Origin of the sequence: Abyssibacter sp., assembly GCF_964229365.1 — a bacterium.
Classification (GTDB): Bacteria; Pseudomonadota; Gammaproteobacteria; order Nevskiales; family OUC007; genus Abyssibacter.
In genome coordinates this window covers 29,315-46,322 of record NZ_CAXRDQ010000071.1, presented here as the reverse complement: position 1 = coordinate 46,322, position 17,008 = coordinate 29,315, and the positions used below count along the sequence as shown (strand labels likewise).

Sequence of the window (17,008 nt, the reverse complement as noted above, 5' to 3'; positions counted from 1 at the left end):
TGAAATTCGTCGGAACCCGACATGAGCAAAATCGTGATATCCGGGACGGGCCTGTACACGCCGCCCGAGTCGATCAGCAACGAAGAACTGGTCGAATGCTTCAACACCTGGGCCACCGCGTTCAATACCGAACACGCCGAGGCCATCGCCGCCGGACGCGTTGAACCGAAGCCTCTGTCGAACGCCGAGTTCATCGTCAAGGCCTCGGGCATTCGCAGTCGCCACGTGCTCGACAAAGGCGGGATTCTCGATCCGGAGATCATGCGACCGCAGCTACCTACGCGGAGCAATGATGAACCGTCGCAGATGTGCGAGATGGCCGTCGCTGCCGCGACCCAGGCGCTGGAAGAGGCCGGTCGCAGGCCTGCGGATGTGGACGCCGTGTTGTGTGCTGCATCGAACATGCAACGCTCGTACCCGGCGGTGGCGGTGGAGGTGCAGCAATACCTTGGCTGCGGCGGATATGCCTACGACATGAATGTCGCCTGCGCCTCGGCAGCCTTCGGCATGCAGGCGGCGGTGGACGCGCTGTCGTCCGGCAATGCCAACTGCGTGCTGATGGTGAACCCAGAGATCTGCTCCGGGCATCTGAACTTCCGCGACCGAGACAGCCACTTCATCTTTGGCGATGCCTGTACGGCTGTCGTGCTGGAGCGCGCGGAGGATGCGAAAGCGGGCGGCTTCGAGGTGATCGGCACACGCTTGAAGACGCAGTTTTCGAGCAACATCCGCAACAACGCCGGGTTTCTCAATCGCTCCGAAGCCACGCCGCGCTCCGATGAGGATCGGCTGTTCATTCAGGAAGGTCGCAAGGTCTTCAAGGATGTCGTGCCGATGGTCGTTGCCCTGATCACCGAACAGCTGGCGGACGAGGGGCTGGAAGCCTCGGCGGTTCGCCGCTTTTGGCTGCATCAGGCCAATCTGAACATGAATCAGCTGATCAGCAAGCGGCTGCTCGGACGCGAACCCAGTGAAGAGGAGGCCCCGGTGGTGCTGGACGAATACGCCAATACCAGCTCCGCGGGTTCCGTGATCGCGTTCCACAAACACAAGTCCGGCCTCGCGCCCGGTGACATCGCCGTGCTCTGCGCCTTTGGCGCCGGCTATTCGGCGGGGTCCGTCATTCTTCGCCAGCGATAGCCGCCGCGGCCATCCTGGCGACTACGCCTGATTTTTATGCGAAATACCACCACCCAAGTCAAATACCTGCGTGACTACGAGTCACCCACCTTTCATGTCGACCGGACCGAGCTGCATTTCGACATCGGCGATGGCGCGACGGTCGTCACGGCAGAACTCACGCTCAGCCGCAGCCAGCCTGGCCAGCCCACCACGCTGACCCTGGATGGCGACGACCTGACCTTGCTCGACCTGGCGGTCGACGGAGCCAGCTGGGCCGACTACGACGTCGGCGAATCCGGGCTCGTCGTGCACAAGCTGCCCGATCGTTGCGTGCTACGGACCCGCGTGCGGATTCATCCAGAGCAGAACACTGCGCTGGAAGGCCTGTACCGATGTGAGCCCTACCTGGTGACCCAATGCGAGGCCACGGGCTTCCGGCGGATCACGTACTACCCGGACCGTCCCGACGTGTTGTCGCGCTTTCGCGTCACCATCGATGCCGACCGCGCCCGCTATCCGACGCTGCTGTCCAACGGCAATTGCGTCGCGAGTGAGGAGCTGGACGATGGCCGCCATCGGGCGGTCTGGGACGACCCCTATCCGAAGCCCTGCTACCTGTTTGCCCTGGTTGCCGGCGAATTCGAAGAGCTGCATGGGGACTACACCACGCAATCCGGCCGACGTGTGTCGTTGGAGTTGTACGCCGACAAGGGGCAAGGCAAGCGACTCGGGTTCGCGCTGGAGTCGCTGATTGAATCCATGCGCTGGGACGAGATCCACTACGGCCGGGAGTACGACCTTGATCGCTATCTCATCGTCGCGGCCGGCGCCTTCAATATGGGGGCCATGGAAAACAAGGGTCTGAACATTTTCAACACCAGCTGCCTGCTGGCGGACCCGGATACGGCTACCGACACCGGCTACCGCGTCGTGCGTGACGTGATCGCCCATGAGTACTTCCACAATTGGACCGGCAACCGCATCACCTGCCGTGACTGGTTTCAGCTAAGCCTCAAGGAAGGCTTGACCGTGTTCCGTGAGCAGCAGTTCTCGGAGACCGTGAATGATCCAGCGGTGGCGCGCGTGGACCAGGTTCGCGGCCTGCGCGCCTATCAGTTTCCGGAAGATGCCGGACCGATGGCCCACCCGGTGCGGCCCGAATCCTATGTGGAGATGAACAACTTCTACACCGCGACGGTGTACGAGAAGGGCTCTGAAGTCATCCGCATGATGCGGACGCTGGTGGGTGAAGACGGTTTTCGCAAAGGCATGGACGTCTACTTCGAGCGCCATGATGGTCAGGCCGTCACCATCGAGGATTTCGTGGCCGCGATTGAGGCGGGGAGCGGGGCGGATCTCTCGGCGTTTCGCATCTGGTATTCCCAGGCTGGCACGCCCAGCGTTCAGATGCGTGATCAGTGGGACGCGGCCAGCGGCAGCTACCGGCTCACCGTGAGTCAGACGCTCGACCCCACGCGCGGGCAGGCGGACAAGCAGCCCGCACCAATCCCGCTCAGCCTCTGTCTGTTCGACCAAAGCGGATCGCGGCTAACGGCCTCGCCCGGCACCGAACTGCTGCAGTCTGCCGAAGGTGTGTTCGTGCTGGATCGGCCCCAGGCCGACCTCATCTGGACTGGGCTGAGCGAGCGTCCGGTCCTGTCGGCCCTGCGTGGATTCTCTGCACCCGTGCGGCTTTACTTCGAACAGCCCGACCTGGATCTCGCGCTGCTGATGCGCTCGGAGGACGATGCCTTTGCCCGCTGGGAGGCGGGTCAACGGCTGCTGCATGCGGCGTTCAATGATTTCCTGCAGGGTGACGACAACCGCGGCCGCGCGCGCATCACGGCCTTCTGTGAGGCTGTCGCGGCGACCGACCCGGCCGAGCCGATTGTTGGCGAATGGCTGGACCTGCCCGCCACGGTGGAGTTCACCGATGCGCTCGGCGCGGTGGATGTCGATGCCGCCCTGGTCGCCGATCGCTGTGTGCGGACCGGTGTGGCCGACGGCTTGGTGACCCAACTTCTGAACTGGTACGACGCGATCGAAACGGTTCGTCCGTACCGATTCGATGCCGAACAGGCGCATCGCCGCCGCCGGGCTGGCGCTTGCCTGAAGCTGCTGAGCCTGGTCGACGCCACAGGCGCCGTATCGCGCGCGACCGAGTTGCTGGCATCGGCCGACAACCTGACGGATCGTCTCGCCGCGCTGGCCGCGATCAACGATCTCGACCACCCGCAACGTGCCGTGTTGTTCCAGCAATTCGCAGACGCCTGGTCGCAGGAGCCGCTGACGATGGACAAGTGGTTCCAGTTGCAAGCGGTATCCGCCGTTCAGGGCCAGCCCGCGGGCATTCTGGAACTGGCTGGCCGCGCGGATTATGACCGCGGCGTGCCGAACCGGGTCCGTGCCTTGTTCGGCTCGTTCGGCCAGCGCCAGTTCGCCGGTTTCCACCGACTCGACGGCGAGGGTTATCGCGTGCTCGCGGACGAGGTGCTGGCGATGGATGCACGCAACCCGCAGGTCGCAGCGCGTCTGGTGCGGCCACTGACTCAGGTCGCCCGCATCCTCGGCGAACGGAGCGAGCGCATGCGCGGCGAACTGACGCGTATAGCGCAGCAGGACAACCTGTCAGCTGATGTGCGCGAGATCGTCTCTGCGGCGCTTTAGGCGCATCGTCCGGCCAAGCCGCCGTAGCGGTGGCTTGGCGGATGATCACGAGGGTGTCACAGTTTCGTCATCGTCGGGTCATAGGGTTTCCGCGCCGTACAGCGCGGGGGGAGTGCGCAGTCGGTGACAACCCGCTCATCTAAATCGCCATTAATGCAAGGCAAACACATACTTGTCGTCGAGGACGAGGCGCCCATCCGCGACATGGTCCGCTTTGCGCTGGAGCGTAAAGGGCTGACCGTGACGGAGGCTGCTGACGTCCAGGACGCCCGCTTGTCCATCGCCGGTCGGCGGCCGGATCTGATCCTGCTGGACTGGATGCTGCCCGGTGTGTCCGGCATCGAGTTCGCACGTGAGATTCGTGCCGATGCCAACCTCCGCGACCTGCCCATCATCATGCTCACGGCTCGTGCCGAGGAAGAGGATCGGGTGCGCGGCCTGAACACCGGATCGGACGACTACATCGCCAAACCCTTCTCCACGGCGGAGCTCATCGCGCGGATCCAGGCAGTGCTGCGCCGCGTGCTGCCCGGCGGCGCCGAAGAACGCATCGAGGTCCAGGGTCTGGAGGTCGATACAGCCAGCCAGCGCGTGACCGCGAATGGCGAGGCCGTCAAGCTCGGTCCAACCGAATACCGGCTGCTGAACTTCTTCGTGAGTAATCCCGAGCGCGTCTACACCCGTGAGCAGGTGCTCGATCGTGTCTGGGGGCAGAACGTCTATGTCGAGGAGCGCACCGTGGACGTTAACATCCGTCGTCTGCGCAAGGCCCTGACACCGTTCGGGTTTGCCGACTACATCCAGACCGTGCGCGGTACCGGCTACCGCTTCTCGACCAAGGTGTGACCGCCGACCTGGCATGGCAAAGCGAGCTCCGGCGCATCGTCCTGTGGGCGGCGCTGGGCATGGCCGTTGGCGTGTTGCTGGAATCGATGGCCTGGGGTCTGGTCGCCGCCATTGCTCCCTACGCGTTCTGGCATACCGTCCAGGCCTATCGTCTGACCAAGTGGCTGTCGGGTGGTCGTCTGAGCGAAATCCCCGAGGCGACGGGCCTCTGGGGCGCGATCTTCGAAGGGATCTACAGCCTCAAGCGCCGCAATCGTAAGCGTAAACGCCGTCTCGCCGCGATCGTCTCGGAGTTCCAGGCCTCCACGGCAGCATTGCCGGACGCGGCCGTGGTGATCAACCGCGATGACGAGATCGTCTGGTTCAACCACTCGGCCGGGCGCCTGTTGGGTTTCGGCACCCAGCGTGATGTCGGCCAGCGCATCGGTTTTTTGCTCCGCAGCCCGGACTTCAATCGCTACATTGAATCTGGAGAGTACGACGGTGGCGTGGAAATCGCGGCGCCAAACAACGAGCACGTGACGCTCAATGTGCGGATCGTGCCGTACGGCAACCAGCAGCGCCTGCTGATAGCGCGGGATGTCTCCCACCTGCATCGCCTCGAGCAAACCCGCCGTGACTTTGTGGCGAATGCCTCCCATGAACTGCGCACGCCGTTGACCGTACTCAGCGGGTACATCGACATGATGGAACAGGAAACCGGCGAAGAGCTTGCGGCCTGGCGGATGCCGGTTACGGAAATGCGTAATCAGGCCTTGCGCATGCAGCGCATCATTACCGACCTGCTCAAGCTGGCGCGGCTGGAATCAGCCACCCTGGATGTCGGGTTGGAGCCCATCGATGTCGCCGAAGTGATCAGGGAGCTTGAGGACGAGGCCAGGGAGTTGTCGCAGGGCAAGCATGAGCTGCTGTTCGAGATCGAGCCGGATATTCAACTCACCGGACGCCGCAGCGAGCTGTATAGCTGCCTGTCGAACCTGGTCTTCAACGCGCTTCAATACACACCGAGCGGCGGACGGATCGAGGTGCGCTGGTGGCGCGATGAACGCGGCGCGCATTTCAGTGTCCGAGACACCGGCATCGGCGTCTCGACACGAGATCTGCCTCGCCTGACCGAGCGGTTCTACCGGGTGGATGTGGCCAGGTCACGCGAAACCGGCGGGACTGGACTGGGGCTGGCCATCGTCAAGCACGCGCTCGAACGGCATCAGGGTGAACTCGAGATCGAGAGCGAAGAGGGCAAGGGCAGCTGCTTCACCTGTCATTTCCCCGCCGAGCGGCTGCAGGAACAAGCAGCCTGATTGTCACAAAACTGTCATTTAAGGTTCATAGCCTTCACACGCCCCGCGACTAGCCTTTGGCTAGTTCACCGATCCAACCCCCCTAGGACATTCCCATGAAATTGAGACATTGCCTGGTCGCTGCTGCAGCGGCCGTCGCGCTGCCGCTCTCCGCATCCGCCGCTGGAGTGGATGAGAAGCTCCCCGTCTATGAAAAGGCGCAGGGGGTCTCCGGCAATCTTTCCAGTGTGGGTTCCGACACCCTGGCCAACCTGATGACGCTGTGGACCGAAGAGTTCAAGCGCCTGTATCCGAATGTGAACATCCAGGTGCAGGCCGCCGGTTCTTCCACCGCGCCGCCAGCACTCACCGAGGGCACGTCCAATCTCGGCCCGATGAGCCGCCAGATGAAGGACGGCGAGATCGAGGCGTTCGAGCGCAAGTTCGGTTACAAGCCCACCCCGGTTGGTGTTGCGATCGACGCGCTGGCCGTGTTCGTGAACAAGGACAACCCGATTGAGGGCATGTCGCTGGAACAGGTCGATGCCGTGTTCTCCTCGACCCAGAAGTGCGGTGCTGATTCCCCGATCAATCGCTGGGGGCAGTTGGACATGAGCGGTGCCTGGAAGAACCGTCCGATTCAGCTCTACGGTCGCAACTCCGTGTCCGGCACTTACGGCTACTTCAAGAAGGTGGCGCTCTGTAAGGGCGATTTCCTGAACAGCGTGAACGAGCAGCCGGGTTCGGCCTCGGTGGTGCAGTCCGTGGCGACCGGTCTGAATGCCATCGGCTACTCCGGGGTCGGCTACAAGACCTCCGGTGTGCGCGCGCTGCCGCTGTCCAAGGACACGGGCGATACCTTCTACGAAGCCTCGTCAGAAAACGCGATCTCCGGCAAGTATCCGCTGGCCCGTGTGCTTTATGTCTACGTCAACAAGCATCCGAACAAGCCGATGTCGCCGCTGGAATCCGAGTTCCTGGCGATGGTGCTGTCCAAGGTCGGACAAGAAGTTGTCGTCAAGGACGGGTATATTCCGCTGCCTGCGGCCCAGGCAGCCAAGGAACTGGCGAAGGTCAAGTAAGGCCCGCAAGTTCCATGCATGACCTGGCGGGAGATCTTGATCCAAGATCTCCCGCTTTCTTTTAGAGCCTGGAGCCCAGTGTTCCTAACAGCGTTCGGAGTCAAGGAAGTGGAAAAATCTATCAAGGGAATGGCGCTCGCACTCTGCGTGGCCGGTCTGGCTGCACAGCCGGCGATGGCAGATGACGTGAGCACCAAGGGTGGTATCAAGGTCACGTCGGACGACGGCAGTTTTGTCGGCGAGTTTGGCGGCCGTCTGATGCTGGACGGCGCCGTGTTCGATAACGATGCGGAAGAGAACACCAGCGGCACGGAATTCCGCCGTATTCGTCTCCATTCGAAGGGCAAGATCTACGGCCTCGACTACAAGGTCGAGTTCGATTTTGCAGACGGCGATACCGTGACGAAGGATGCTTACCTGGCGATGAAAGTACTGGGGGGCAAGCTCACGGTGGGTCAGTTCAAGCAGTACTTCACCATGGAAAACCTCACGAGTTCGCGTTACATCACGTTCATGGAACGCTCGTACCTCACCTCGTTCTCGCCGGACTACAACGTCGGTGTCGGATATTGGGGCAACTACGGCGCGATCGGTTATGGCGTGTCGGCCTACAACGCGTATCAGGATGAAGATGCTGATGGCGATGACGGGCCCAGCGGCGACAATGGCACCACCGAAGGCACGGGTGGAACCGCGCGCGTGATCTTTGCGCCGAAACTCGGTGAGTACGGCCAGATTCACATCGGTGGCTCGATGGCGAAGGAAGGCGGCGTTCAAGGCCGCAACCGCGTGCGTGTCCGGCCGGCGGGTCATCTGTCCGATGCCTCACGTGTCGCCATTGTCGACATCAACACCGGCGAACGTTCGGAATCCACGCTCTACGGTCTGGAATTTGCCGGCCTCGCTGGTCCGCTGTCGGTGCAGGCTGAATACGTCGGCGGCACCTACGAGACGGATACCGTCGAGCAGGATGTTGCAGCGTTCTATGCCTACACCAGCTACTTCCTGACTGGCGAAGTGCGTCCCTACGATGCCAAGTCCGGCAAGTTCGGCCGGGTCAAGCCGCGCAAGAGCCACGGTGCCGTGGAAGTAGCAGTGCGCTACGACTACGTCGAAAATGACAGCATCGATTTCGAGGTTGAATCACTCACGGTTGGCGCCAATTGGTACTGGAACCCGCAGGTTCGCTTCATGCTCAACTACATCGCATCCGATGTGGCCGAGGGCACGGATGAGCCAAATGCGGTGACCGCCCGCATGCAGTTCGACTTTTAAGTCGACTACAAGCAGTCTGACGCCGGTTCCACCAGGGCAGCGGGGGAGCCGGCGTTTGATTATTCGACGCGACGCTGTGTCCATGAACTGCACGGTTCATGGTTCTGTCACTAGCGACCAGTAGACTTCGTTCATGGATCAGACTTCCCGAAGCGCCAATCCGGGCATGGCGCAGACCGATCGAGCGGGTAGTGACCGCCTGATTCGTTGGCGGTACTTCAAGGACCGCATGGCCACCGTCGCCGTTGGCATTGGTGGCGTCGGCGTGCTCGTGGCCATCCTGCTCATCTTTTTCTACCTTGCCTGGGTCGTGATGCCGCTGTTCGCGCCGGCCTCGATTGAGAAGGTGGCGGAGTACCCAGCGCCGATTAGCGAGCCTGCGTTGCTGCTCACGGTCGAAGAGCAGGCGGAGGTCGCCACTCACGTCGGCACGTCCGGCCGGGTGCGTTTTTTCGATGTGCTCACCGGCGAAATGCGCGGCGAATCCCAACTCCCCATTCCTGACGGTGTTGGCCTAGCGCAGTTCGATAGCATTGATCCCAATCGCGGCTTGTTCGGCTTGCTGCTGGAAGATGGGGGGCTGCTGGTCGCCCGTCAGGAGCACAAGATCCGTTTCAGCGACGCCGGACGCAGCATCGCATCCAGTCTGTCGTATCCCTACGGCGAAACGCCCATTGACACCGGTCTCACGGACGTCCGAGCTCTCGACGTGCGGGCCAGCGCCGAGTCGCTGCTGATTGCCGCAGCCTTGCCCGATGGCCGCATTGAGCTTGTGCGTTATGAGCAAGAGGTCGGCCTGTTCGGTGGCTCGGGCGAGCTGACCGAAGACGAGCGCGGCACCGTGCTGCTCGAGCTGCCGCCGGAGCGGCGGATCGAACGCCTGTTGCTGGACCCGGCCGAAACCTGGTTGCATGCGCTGACTGATGACGGGGAAGTCATCACCACCAATATCCGCCGGCTCAGCGAACCGGACCGCCTGGGCCCGGTCACCGTCGCGGGCCCCGATGCCCGTGTGATCGATGCGCGTTATCTCAACGGTGGCATCTCGGTGCTGGTCGCCACCTCCGACGGTCGCATCTCACAGTTGTTCCCGGTGCGTGATGCGGGCGCCGGCTGGCGGCTGCAGAAGGTTCGCGAGTTCGAGGCTCCCGGCGACGCAATGATCTCGGCCGTCGACATCGAGCAGCGACGCCGCGGATTCATGGCCGCCGATTCGGCGGGGCGTCTGGCGATCTACTACGCCACGTCGCACCGCGAGCTGCTGAACGAGACCGTCATCGAGGGCGCGATCAAGGACATCGCCCTGGCACCACGTGCTGATCGCTTGCTGGTACAGAGCCGGGAAGGGCAGATCTCGGTGTTCGATGTCCACAACGAACATCCGGAAGTCTCGCTCACGTCGCTCTGGGGCAAGGTCTGGTACGAGAGCTATCCGGAGCCGGACTACGTTTGGCAGTCGTCGTCGGCCACCAGCGATTTCGAGCCCAAGTTCAGCCTGATGCCGCTGTCGTTCGGCACGCTGAAAGCCGCCTTCTACGCCATGCTGTTCGCGATGCCGCTGGCGATCTTCGGCGCGGTCTATACCGCGTACTTCATGTCGCCGGCGCTGCGGCAGATCGTCAAGCCGACCATCGAGATTATGGAAGCCTTGCCCACGGTTATTCTCGGCTTCCTCGCCGGGCTGTGGCTGGCGCCGGTGCTGGAACTGAACATGCCGGGCGCGTTCCTGCTGATTCTATTCCTGCCGCTGGCGATTCCGCTGGCTGGCTTTCTGTGGACGCGCTTTCCGGCGTCTATCCGGCATCGCGTGCCCGATGGCTGGGTGCCAGCCCTGCTGATCCCGGTCGTTATCGCCGTGACCTGGCTGGCGTTCGCGCTGTCGCGGCCGGTCGAAGCGGCGCTGTTCGGCGGTAGCATGCCGCTGTGGCTGAACAACGAGATGGGCATTACCTACGATCAGCGCAATGCACTGGTCGTGGGCCTTGCCATGGGGTTCGCGGTGATCCCGACCATCTTCTCGATTGCCGAGGATGCCGTGTTCTCGGTGCCCAAGCAGTTGTCGCAGGGTTCGTTGGCGCTGGGGGCCACCCCCTGGCAGACGATGATCCGGGTGGTGCTGCCCACGGCCAGCCCGGGCATGTTCTCGGCGGTCATGATCGGAATGGGTCGCGCCGTGGGTGAGACGATGATTGTGCTCATGGCCACCGGCAACACGCCGATCATGGACATGAGCATCTTCCAGGGCATGCGGACCTTGTCGGCCAATATCGCGGTTGAAATGCCCGAGTCCGAAGTGGGCAGCACGCATTTCCGTTTGCTGTTCCTCGCTGGGCTGGTGCTCTTCATGTTCACGTTCTTCTTCAACACGCTGGCGGAGATCGTGCGCCAGCGTCTCCGTCGCAAGTACAGCACGCTATGAGTCAGTCGACGTCAATCACCCGGACCCGCGCCGGCAGCTTCGGCGAGTGGTATGCCTCTGGTGCGCCCTGGGTCTGGCTCACCGGGGGTGCCGTTGCCCTGTCGGGGCTGCTGGTCGTGGGATTGCTGACACTGATCGCAATCCGCGGCCTCGGGCACTTCTGGCCCGCGCCGCTGGTGGAGGCGGTGTATGTGCAGCCGGACGAAGAGCCGTATCCCCTGATCGCTCAGTTGGGATACAGCGAGACGGTGAGCGCCGCCAGGCTGCAATCAGCCGGGATCAAGGTCAGCGGGGACGCCGAGTTCTATGAGCGCCGGCTGGTCAAGGTCGCGAACCGCGATATCTACGGTGCCGATTTCCGCTACCTGCTGGATGATTGGATTCAAGAGCGCACGACGCCAGAAGACCTGAGCGTTTTCGAGCGTCTGGAGTGGGGTGATCTCTACGGCTACCTGGTGCAGGTCAGCGAACAGGGCACGCCTGTCGACACCGATGATCTGTGGGCCGAGTTTCAGGCAAGGCAGAACCGCGCCCGTGACCTGTACCACGACATCGAGCGAATCCAGGAAGGTGCCATCGGGGCGATCAACTACGAGCTGGAGCAGTTGCGCCTGCGCGAACGCCGGATGGAGCTCAACGATGGCGCCACGGACAATGCGCTAGCGAAGATCGAGCGCGAACGCGAAACGCTCGATGCCGAGTACGCCGAACTCCAGCAGGCCTTGCAGTCGCTCAATGACCAGATCGGTCGCGACAGCATCACGGTGCGGGCCCAGAACGGCCAGACCGTGACCGTGCCCCTGGCTGAAGTCGTCCGCGGCTACCGGCCGAATGCGATGGGCTTGTTCGCCAAGATCCGGTTCTACTTCGCCAAGATCTGGGAGTTCGTCAGCGACGAACCGCGGGAAGCGAACACCGAAGGCGGCGTGTTCCCCGCAATCTTCGGCACCGTGATGATGGTCATGCTGATGTCGGTGTTCGTCACGCCGTTTGGCGTGGTGGCGGCCCTGTACATGCGCGAATACGCCAAGCAGGGCGTGGTCACACGCATCATCCGTATCGCCGTCAACAACCTCGCCGGCGTGCCCTCCATCGTTTACGGCGTGTTCGGGCTGGGCTTTTTCGTCTACGCCCTGGGTGGGTCGATCGACGAACTGTTCTTCCCGGCAGCCTTGCCGTCGCCGACCTTCGGTACCGGCGGCATTTTCTGGGCGTCGCTGACGCTGGCCTTGCTCACGCTGCCCGTGGTGATCGTCTCGACCGAAGAGGGCCTGGCGCGGATTCCGCGCTCACTGCGCGAAGCCAGCCTGGCACTGGGCGCCACCAAGGCCGAAACCCTTTGGAAAATCGTACTGCCGATGTCCAGTCCGGCGATGATGACGGGGCTGATCCTCGCGATCGCGCGTGCTGCGGGCGAGGTTGCACCGTTGATGCTGGTGGGGGTCGTCAAGCTGGCGCCGTCACTGCCGCTGGACGGCAACTTTCCGTTTCTTCACCTGGATCGAAAGTTCATGCATCTGGGTTTTCACATCTACGACGTCGGTTTTCAGAGCCCCAACGTCGAGGCGGCGCGACCGCTGGTCTACGCCACCGCGTTGTTACTGGTCCTGGTGATCGTCATACTGAATCTGGCCGCAGTGCGGATTCGCAACCGGTTGCGGGAACGCTACCGGGCGCTTGAACACTAATCCCGAGCCATTCCCGTTACCGCATTGCACTAGCCGGAAGATTTATGGAGCACCCCATGCAAAGCAAGGACAAGGACGCGTACATCGAGCACATCGATGTCGAGGGCATTGGTGCCAAGGCATCAACCACGTCCGATATCTCGATGACCGTGGACGGCCTCAATCTCTTCTATGGAGAGAAGCAGGCGCTCAAGGACATCAACCTTGACATCAAGAAAGGCGAGGTCACGGCGTTCATCGGGCCCAGTGGCTGCGGCAAGTCCACATTGCTGCGCTGCTTCAACCGGATGAACGATCTGGTCGATACCGTGCGCACCACCGGCGAGATCCGCCTGGGCGACAAAAACATCTTTGACAAGGATGTCGATGTCGCTCGGCTGCGGCGGCAGGTTGGCATGGTGTTCCAGAAGCCGAACCCGTTTCCGAAGTCGATTTACGAAAACGTCGCCTACGGACTGCGGCTGGCCGGCGTGAAGAAGAAGCGCGTTCTGGATGAGACGGTCGAGTGGGCGCTCAAGGGCGCCGCGCTGTGGGAGGAGGTGAAGGACCGGCTCAACGAGTCCGCGCTGGGCATGTCCGGCGGTCAGCAGCAGCGTTTGGTGATCGCTCGCTCGATCGCCATCCAGCCCGATGTATTGTTGCTGGACGAGCCCTGTTCGGCGCTCGATCCGATTTCAACACTCAAGGTCGAGGAGTTGATTGCGGAACTTAAGAAGGAATTCACGATTCTGATCGTGACGCACAACATGCAGCAGGCCGCTCGCGTGTCCGACTACACCGCCTTCATGTATCTGGGCGAGATGGTTGAATTCGGCGAAACGGACCGGCTGTTCACGAACCCGGAAAAGAAGCAGACCGAGGACTACATCACCGGTCGCTACGGATAACAACATACGCCTTTGGTGCCCAAGATGAGCCACGCTGACCTGCATCTGAACACGCATATTTCCAAGCAATTCAACGCCGAGTTGGATGATATCCGCCAGCGCGTACTGACCATGGGTGGTCTGGTCGAGCAGCAGGTTTCAGAGGCGGTGCGGGCGCTGACGGAAGCAGACGGCGAGCTTGGCGAGCAGGTCGCTAACCGCGACTACAAGGTCAATGCCATGGAAGTCGGCATCGACGAGGAATGCACGCGCGTGCTGGCGCGGCGGCAGCCGGCCGCCACCGACCTGCGCCTGATCATCGCGGTGGTGAAAACCATCACCGATCTGGAACGGATTGGTGACGAGGCCGAGAAGATCGGCCGCATGGCTGCGCGCCTGGCCTCCAATCCGCCACCGAACGGCTCACTGCCGGCCGTCGAGGCGATGGGACGCCGGGTATCGATGATGGTTCATCGCGTGCTGGACGCCTTCGCGCGCCTGGACGCGGAAGAAGCCCTGGAGATCGCCAAGGAAGATCGCCGGGTGGACTCGGAGTATGAGTCGATCTCGCGCCAGTGCCTGACCTTCATGCTGGAAGATCCCCGCACGATCCGGCCGGTGATGGACTTGCAATGGGCCATCCGTGCGCTGGAGCGAATCGGAGACCACGCCCGCAATATCAGCGAGTACGTGATCTATCTGATTCAGGGCAAGGACGTTCGCCACACCAGTCTGGCCCAGGTCCAGGCGGAGCTGGAAGGCAACGGCTAAGCCCCGCCAGGGACGGGGGCTCAGACCCGCCGTCTGGTATGATTCCGGCCGTTTTCTGGCCGAAATTTCCGCAACTTGATGCGCCAACGATTGCTTGTCGCCGGGCTGGTGTTTGTCTGCCTGGCAGCGTCTGCACTGGCGCTTTATACCTTCCGGCTCGACGCTGAACTGCGCGCCCGCTTTGACGGCGTGCGCTGGGCATTGCCTGCGCAAATCTACGCAGCCCCGCTGGACATTTACGCCGGCCGTCGCCTGAGCCCCAACGACGTGGTGCACGAATTGCGGCGGCTCGGCTACCGAGCACGCGATACCGTCGAACGTCCTGGCACCTATGCATTACGCGGTGATTCGCTGGAACTGGCCTCCCGCGGTTTTCAGTTCTGGGACGGCACCGAGCCCGCGCGCCAGGTGTCCATTGGTTTTGGTGATGGTGGCATCCGCGGTATCACCGGGCCGGCGGGCAACCAGGTTCCGATCATGCGTCTGGACCCGATGCTCATCGGCAGCATCTTCCCCAAGCACGGAGAGGACCGCGTACTGCTGCGTCTGGAAGACGTTCCGCCATTACTGCTCGATACCCTCATCGCGGTCGAGGACGGCGATTTCTATTCGCACTACGGCATCGACTGGAGCGGGATCGCCCGCGCGGCCTGGGCCAATCTGCAAGCCGGCGGGGTTGTTCAGGGTGGCAGCACGATCACCCAGCAGCTGATCAAGAACTTCTTTCTCAGCAGCGAGCGCACCTGGATACGCAAGGCCAAGGAAGCACTCATGGCCGTGTTGCTGGAAATCCACTACAGCAAGGAAGAGATTCTCGAGGCGTACCTGAACGAGGTTTATCTCGGGCAGGACGGGCCGCGCGCGGTGCACGGTTTTGGCCTCGCCAGCGTGTTTTACTTCGGCAAGCCGCTGGGCGAGTTACTGCCGGAGGAAGTCGCCCTGCTGGTGGGTATCGTCAAGGGTCCGTCGTACTACAACCCGCGCCGGAACCCGCAGCGTGCGCTATCGCGCCGAAACCTGGTGATCGAGCGCATGGCCGGGGACGGGCTGATCTCGGAGCCGGAAGCAAGCCAGGCGGCGGACGCCAGCCTCGGCGTGCGTGCCCGCGGCGACCGTGGCACCTCGCAGTATCCGGCCTATGTCGATCTGGTTCGCCGACAATTGCAGGCCCAGTATCGTGAAGAGGACCTCACCAGCGAAGGGCTGAGGATTTTCACCGCCTTCGACCCGCGGGTGCAGGCGGCAGCCGAGCGCGCGATCCGCGAAGGGCTGGATGCAATCGAGCAGGGCCGGAAGATCGAGGCGGGCACCCTGGAGGCCGCTGCGGTGGTGACATCCGTGGAGACGGGGGAAATCCTCGCTCTGGTCGGTGGCCGCCAGGCCGGCTATGCAGGCTTTAACCGATCGCTGGATGCCAAGCGGCCGATCGGATCGCTGGCCAAGCCGCTGGTCTATCTCGCGGCTCTGTCCAAACCAGACCGCTACCGTCTCACAACCTTGCTGCCGGATGCGCCCGTGCGTCTGGAAATGCCGAACGGCACGGTGTGGATGCCGGAAAACTACGATCGCGAACTGCACGGCGACGTACCGATCTTCGAGGCGCTGTCCAAGAGCTACAACCTCGCCACCGTTCAGCTGGCGCTGGGCGTCGGCATGCAGGATGTGGCGCGGCAGTACGTTCTGCTGGGCGATGACACCAAGCCGGCACCGTTGCCGTCGCTGGCCCTGGGGGCCGTCGAGCGCTCGCCGCTGGAGGTGGCCCAGCTTTACAACTCGATTGGCGCCGGTGGCTTCGTGACGCCGCTGCAGGCCATTCGAGACGTGCAGGATCGAATGGGGCAGCCGCTGGAGCGTTACGGCCGCAAGCTGCGTGGCGGGCCTGATGCCGGCGCCATCGCATTGCTGCAATGGGCCATGAACCGCGTCATGATCGACGGCACGGCGCGCAGTGCCGCACGCTATCTGCAACCTGGCGCCTTGGCAGGTAAGACGGGCACCACCGACGAGCTGCGCGATAGCTGGTTCGCCGGTTTCGGCAGCGATGTTCAGGCCACTGTCTGGGTCGGTCGCGACGACAACAAGCCAGCCGGCTTGACCGGTGCATCGGGCGCCCTGCAGCTGTGGGCGCGATTGATGGCCTCACTCGACCCGCGGCCTCTCGATCTCTACGGTGCGGGCGCCGAACCCACCTGGGTGGTGCCGGCCGCCGATGCCCTGGCTGACACCGCCTGCATGGACCGTCTGCTGGTACCGTATTTGCCGGGTTCGGCCCCCGTGGAGTGGGCGCCCTGCGCGCGGCAGTCGGAGCAGGGGCAGGACAACAGTTTTTGGGAACGGCTATTCGGATCATGAAGTATTTCGTCACAAGCCTGCTGCTCGGCCTGCTGCTCAGCGGCTGCGGCAGCCTGCGCCAGCAAGGTCAGAACGAACCGGTTTGGCCTTATCCGGAACCCCCGGTGGTCGAGGACGACGGTCGTTATCACCGTGGCAGCCGGTCGCGTGAGCAAACGGCGCCGGATACCGCCACCAGCGACACCAAGCCGTTTGGCACCAGGCCCTGGGGCGGTCCGGCACAACCGCTGCCCGAGGAGCCCGAGGCGGTTCCCAGCTTCAGCGGGCCGAAGAATCTGCGCGACGACGCAGGCCCGGCCGCGATTGCGTTGGCCGATCAAGCAGCGGCATTACGCAATCAGGGTGATTTGCAGGGCGCCGCCGCGCAGCTCGAACGTGCGCTGCGCATCGAGCCACGCAACGCTTTCCTGTGGTTGCTTCTGGGGCAGATTCACCTCGAACAGGCCGACACCGACCAGGCCCGCCAAATGGCTCACCGCGCCCGGTCGCTGGCCTCTGGCAACCCCTATGTGCTCGGCCCGGCCTGGCGCATTGCGGAAGCGGCCTGGCGTGCCGAGGGCGATGCGGCACAGGCCGAGGATGCGGCCAGGTCCGCCGAGCAGGCGGAGCTTTCACAGACGTGATCCGTCGCCCGCCGGCG

The 17,008-nt window shown here is 63.0% G+C and carries 12 protein-coding genes; all 12 read left to right on the top strand.

Annotated features, from left to right (window positions below; translation table 11 throughout):
• Positions 1–21: 21 nt before the first annotated feature.
• The 12 genes from ACE1EY_RS11780 (at position 22) to ACE1EY_RS11725 (ending at position 16,991) form a co-directional block, all read left to right on the top strand.
• Entirely contained in the window at positions 22–1,140 is a 1,119-nt protein-coding gene (locus ACE1EY_RS11780; RefSeq protein ID WP_291513476.1) for a beta-ketoacyl-ACP synthase III, read from the top strand.
• Positions 1,141–1,176: 36 nt separating this feature from the next.
• Positions 1,177–3,789 carry an aminopeptidase N gene (gene pepN / locus ACE1EY_RS11775; RefSeq protein WP_370300246.1) on the top strand — a complete coding sequence of 871 codons (2,613 nt, stop codon included), beginning with the start codon at positions 1,177–1,179 and terminating at the stop codon, positions 3,787–3,789.
• A gap of 153 nt (positions 3,790–3,942) precedes the next feature.
• Complete coding sequence (phoB, locus tag ACE1EY_RS11770) at positions 3,943–4,635, top strand: phosphate regulon transcriptional regulator PhoB (protein WP_370300245.1); 693 nt, start codon at positions 3,943–3,945, stop codon at positions 4,633–4,635.
• Entirely contained in the window at positions 4,632–5,936 is a 1,305-nt protein-coding gene (phoR, locus tag ACE1EY_RS11765) for a phosphate regulon sensor histidine kinase PhoR (RefSeq protein ID WP_370300244.1), read from the top strand. The genes phoB and phoR overlap by 4 nt, the downstream gene beginning before the upstream one ends.
• Before the next feature lie 95 nt (positions 5,937–6,031).
• Positions 6,032–6,997, top strand: coding sequence for a phosphate ABC transporter substrate-binding protein PstS family protein (locus tag ACE1EY_RS11760; RefSeq protein ID WP_291514753.1), 966 nt, complete (start codon positions 6,032–6,034; stop codon positions 6,995–6,997).
• A 108-nt stretch (positions 6,998–7,105) separates the two neighbouring features.
• Positions 7,106–8,272: a porin gene (locus tag ACE1EY_RS11755; RefSeq protein ID WP_291514754.1), complete on the top strand. Its 1,167-nt coding sequence runs from the start codon at positions 7,106–7,108 to the stop codon at positions 8,270–8,272.
• 133 nt (positions 8,273–8,405) lie between these two features.
• Positions 8,406–10,691, top strand: a complete 2,286-nt coding sequence (locus tag ACE1EY_RS11750) for an ABC transporter permease subunit (RefSeq protein ID WP_370300243.1) — start codon at positions 8,406–8,408, stop codon at positions 10,689–10,691.
• Positions 10,688–12,379, top strand: coding sequence for a phosphate ABC transporter permease PstA (gene pstA / locus ACE1EY_RS11745; protein ID WP_370300242.1), 1,692 nt, complete (start codon positions 10,688–10,690; stop codon positions 12,377–12,379). Before ACE1EY_RS11750 ends, pstA begins: the two co-directional genes overlap by 4 nt.
• 56 nt (positions 12,380–12,435) lie before the next feature.
• Positions 12,436–13,266 carry a phosphate ABC transporter ATP-binding protein PstB gene (gene pstB, locus ACE1EY_RS11740; RefSeq protein ID WP_370300241.1) on the top strand — a complete coding sequence of 277 codons (831 nt, stop codon included), beginning with the start codon at positions 12,436–12,438 and terminating at the stop codon, positions 13,264–13,266.
• A 24-nt stretch (positions 13,267–13,290) separates the two neighbouring features.
• The gene (gene phoU / locus ACE1EY_RS11735) at positions 13,291–14,016 is read left to right on the top strand and encodes a phosphate signaling complex protein PhoU (RefSeq protein ID WP_291514757.1); all 726 of its coding nucleotides are present in this window, start codon (positions 13,291–13,293) and stop codon (positions 14,014–14,016) included.
• 78 nt (positions 14,017–14,094) lie between these two features.
• On the top strand, positions 14,095–16,368 hold the full coding sequence (gene mrcB / locus ACE1EY_RS11730; RefSeq protein WP_370300240.1) for a penicillin-binding protein 1B: 2,274 nt from the start codon (positions 14,095–14,097) through the stop codon (positions 16,366–16,368).
• Positions 16,365–16,991 (top strand): tetratricopeptide repeat protein, encoded by a 627-nt coding sequence (locus ACE1EY_RS11725; protein WP_370300239.1) that lies wholly within the window; start codon positions 16,365–16,367, stop codon positions 16,989–16,991. Before mrcB ends, ACE1EY_RS11725 begins: the two co-directional genes overlap by 4 nt.
• Positions 16,992–17,008: the final 17 nt, after the last annotated feature.

Bases quoted from the DNA above. Each gene is read 5' to 3' on its own strand.
- ACE1EY_RS11780 (WP_291513476.1), top strand. From the start codon at position 22: ATGAGCAAAATCGTGATATCCGGGACGGGCCTGTACACGCCGCCCGAG.
- pepN (WP_370300246.1), top strand. From the start codon at position 1,177: ATGCGAAATACCACCACCCAAGTCAAATACCTGCGTGACTACGAGTCA.
- phoB (WP_370300245.1), top strand. From the start codon at position 3,943: ATGCAAGGCAAACACATACTTGTCGTCGAGGACGAGGCGCCCATCCGC.
- ACE1EY_RS11760 (WP_291514753.1), top strand. From the start codon at position 6,032: ATGAAATTGAGACATTGCCTGGTCGCTGCTGCAGCGGCCGTCGCGCTG.
- ACE1EY_RS11750 (WP_370300243.1), top strand. From the start codon at position 8,406: ATGGATCAGACTTCCCGAAGCGCCAATCCGGGCATGGCGCAGACCGAT.
- pstA (WP_370300242.1), top strand. From the start codon at position 10,688: ATGAGTCAGTCGACGTCAATCACCCGGACCCGCGCCGGCAGCTTCGGC.
- pstB (WP_370300241.1), top strand. From the start codon at position 12,436: ATGCAAAGCAAGGACAAGGACGCGTACATCGAGCACATCGATGTCGAG.
- phoU (WP_291514757.1), top strand. From the start codon at position 13,291: ATGAGCCACGCTGACCTGCATCTGAACACGCATATTTCCAAGCAATTC.
- mrcB (WP_370300240.1), top strand. From the start codon at position 14,095: ATGCGCCAACGATTGCTTGTCGCCGGGCTGGTGTTTGTCTGCCTGGCA.
- ACE1EY_RS11725 (WP_370300239.1), top strand. From the start codon at position 16,365: ATGAAGTATTTCGTCACAAGCCTGCTGCTCGGCCTGCTGCTCAGCGGC.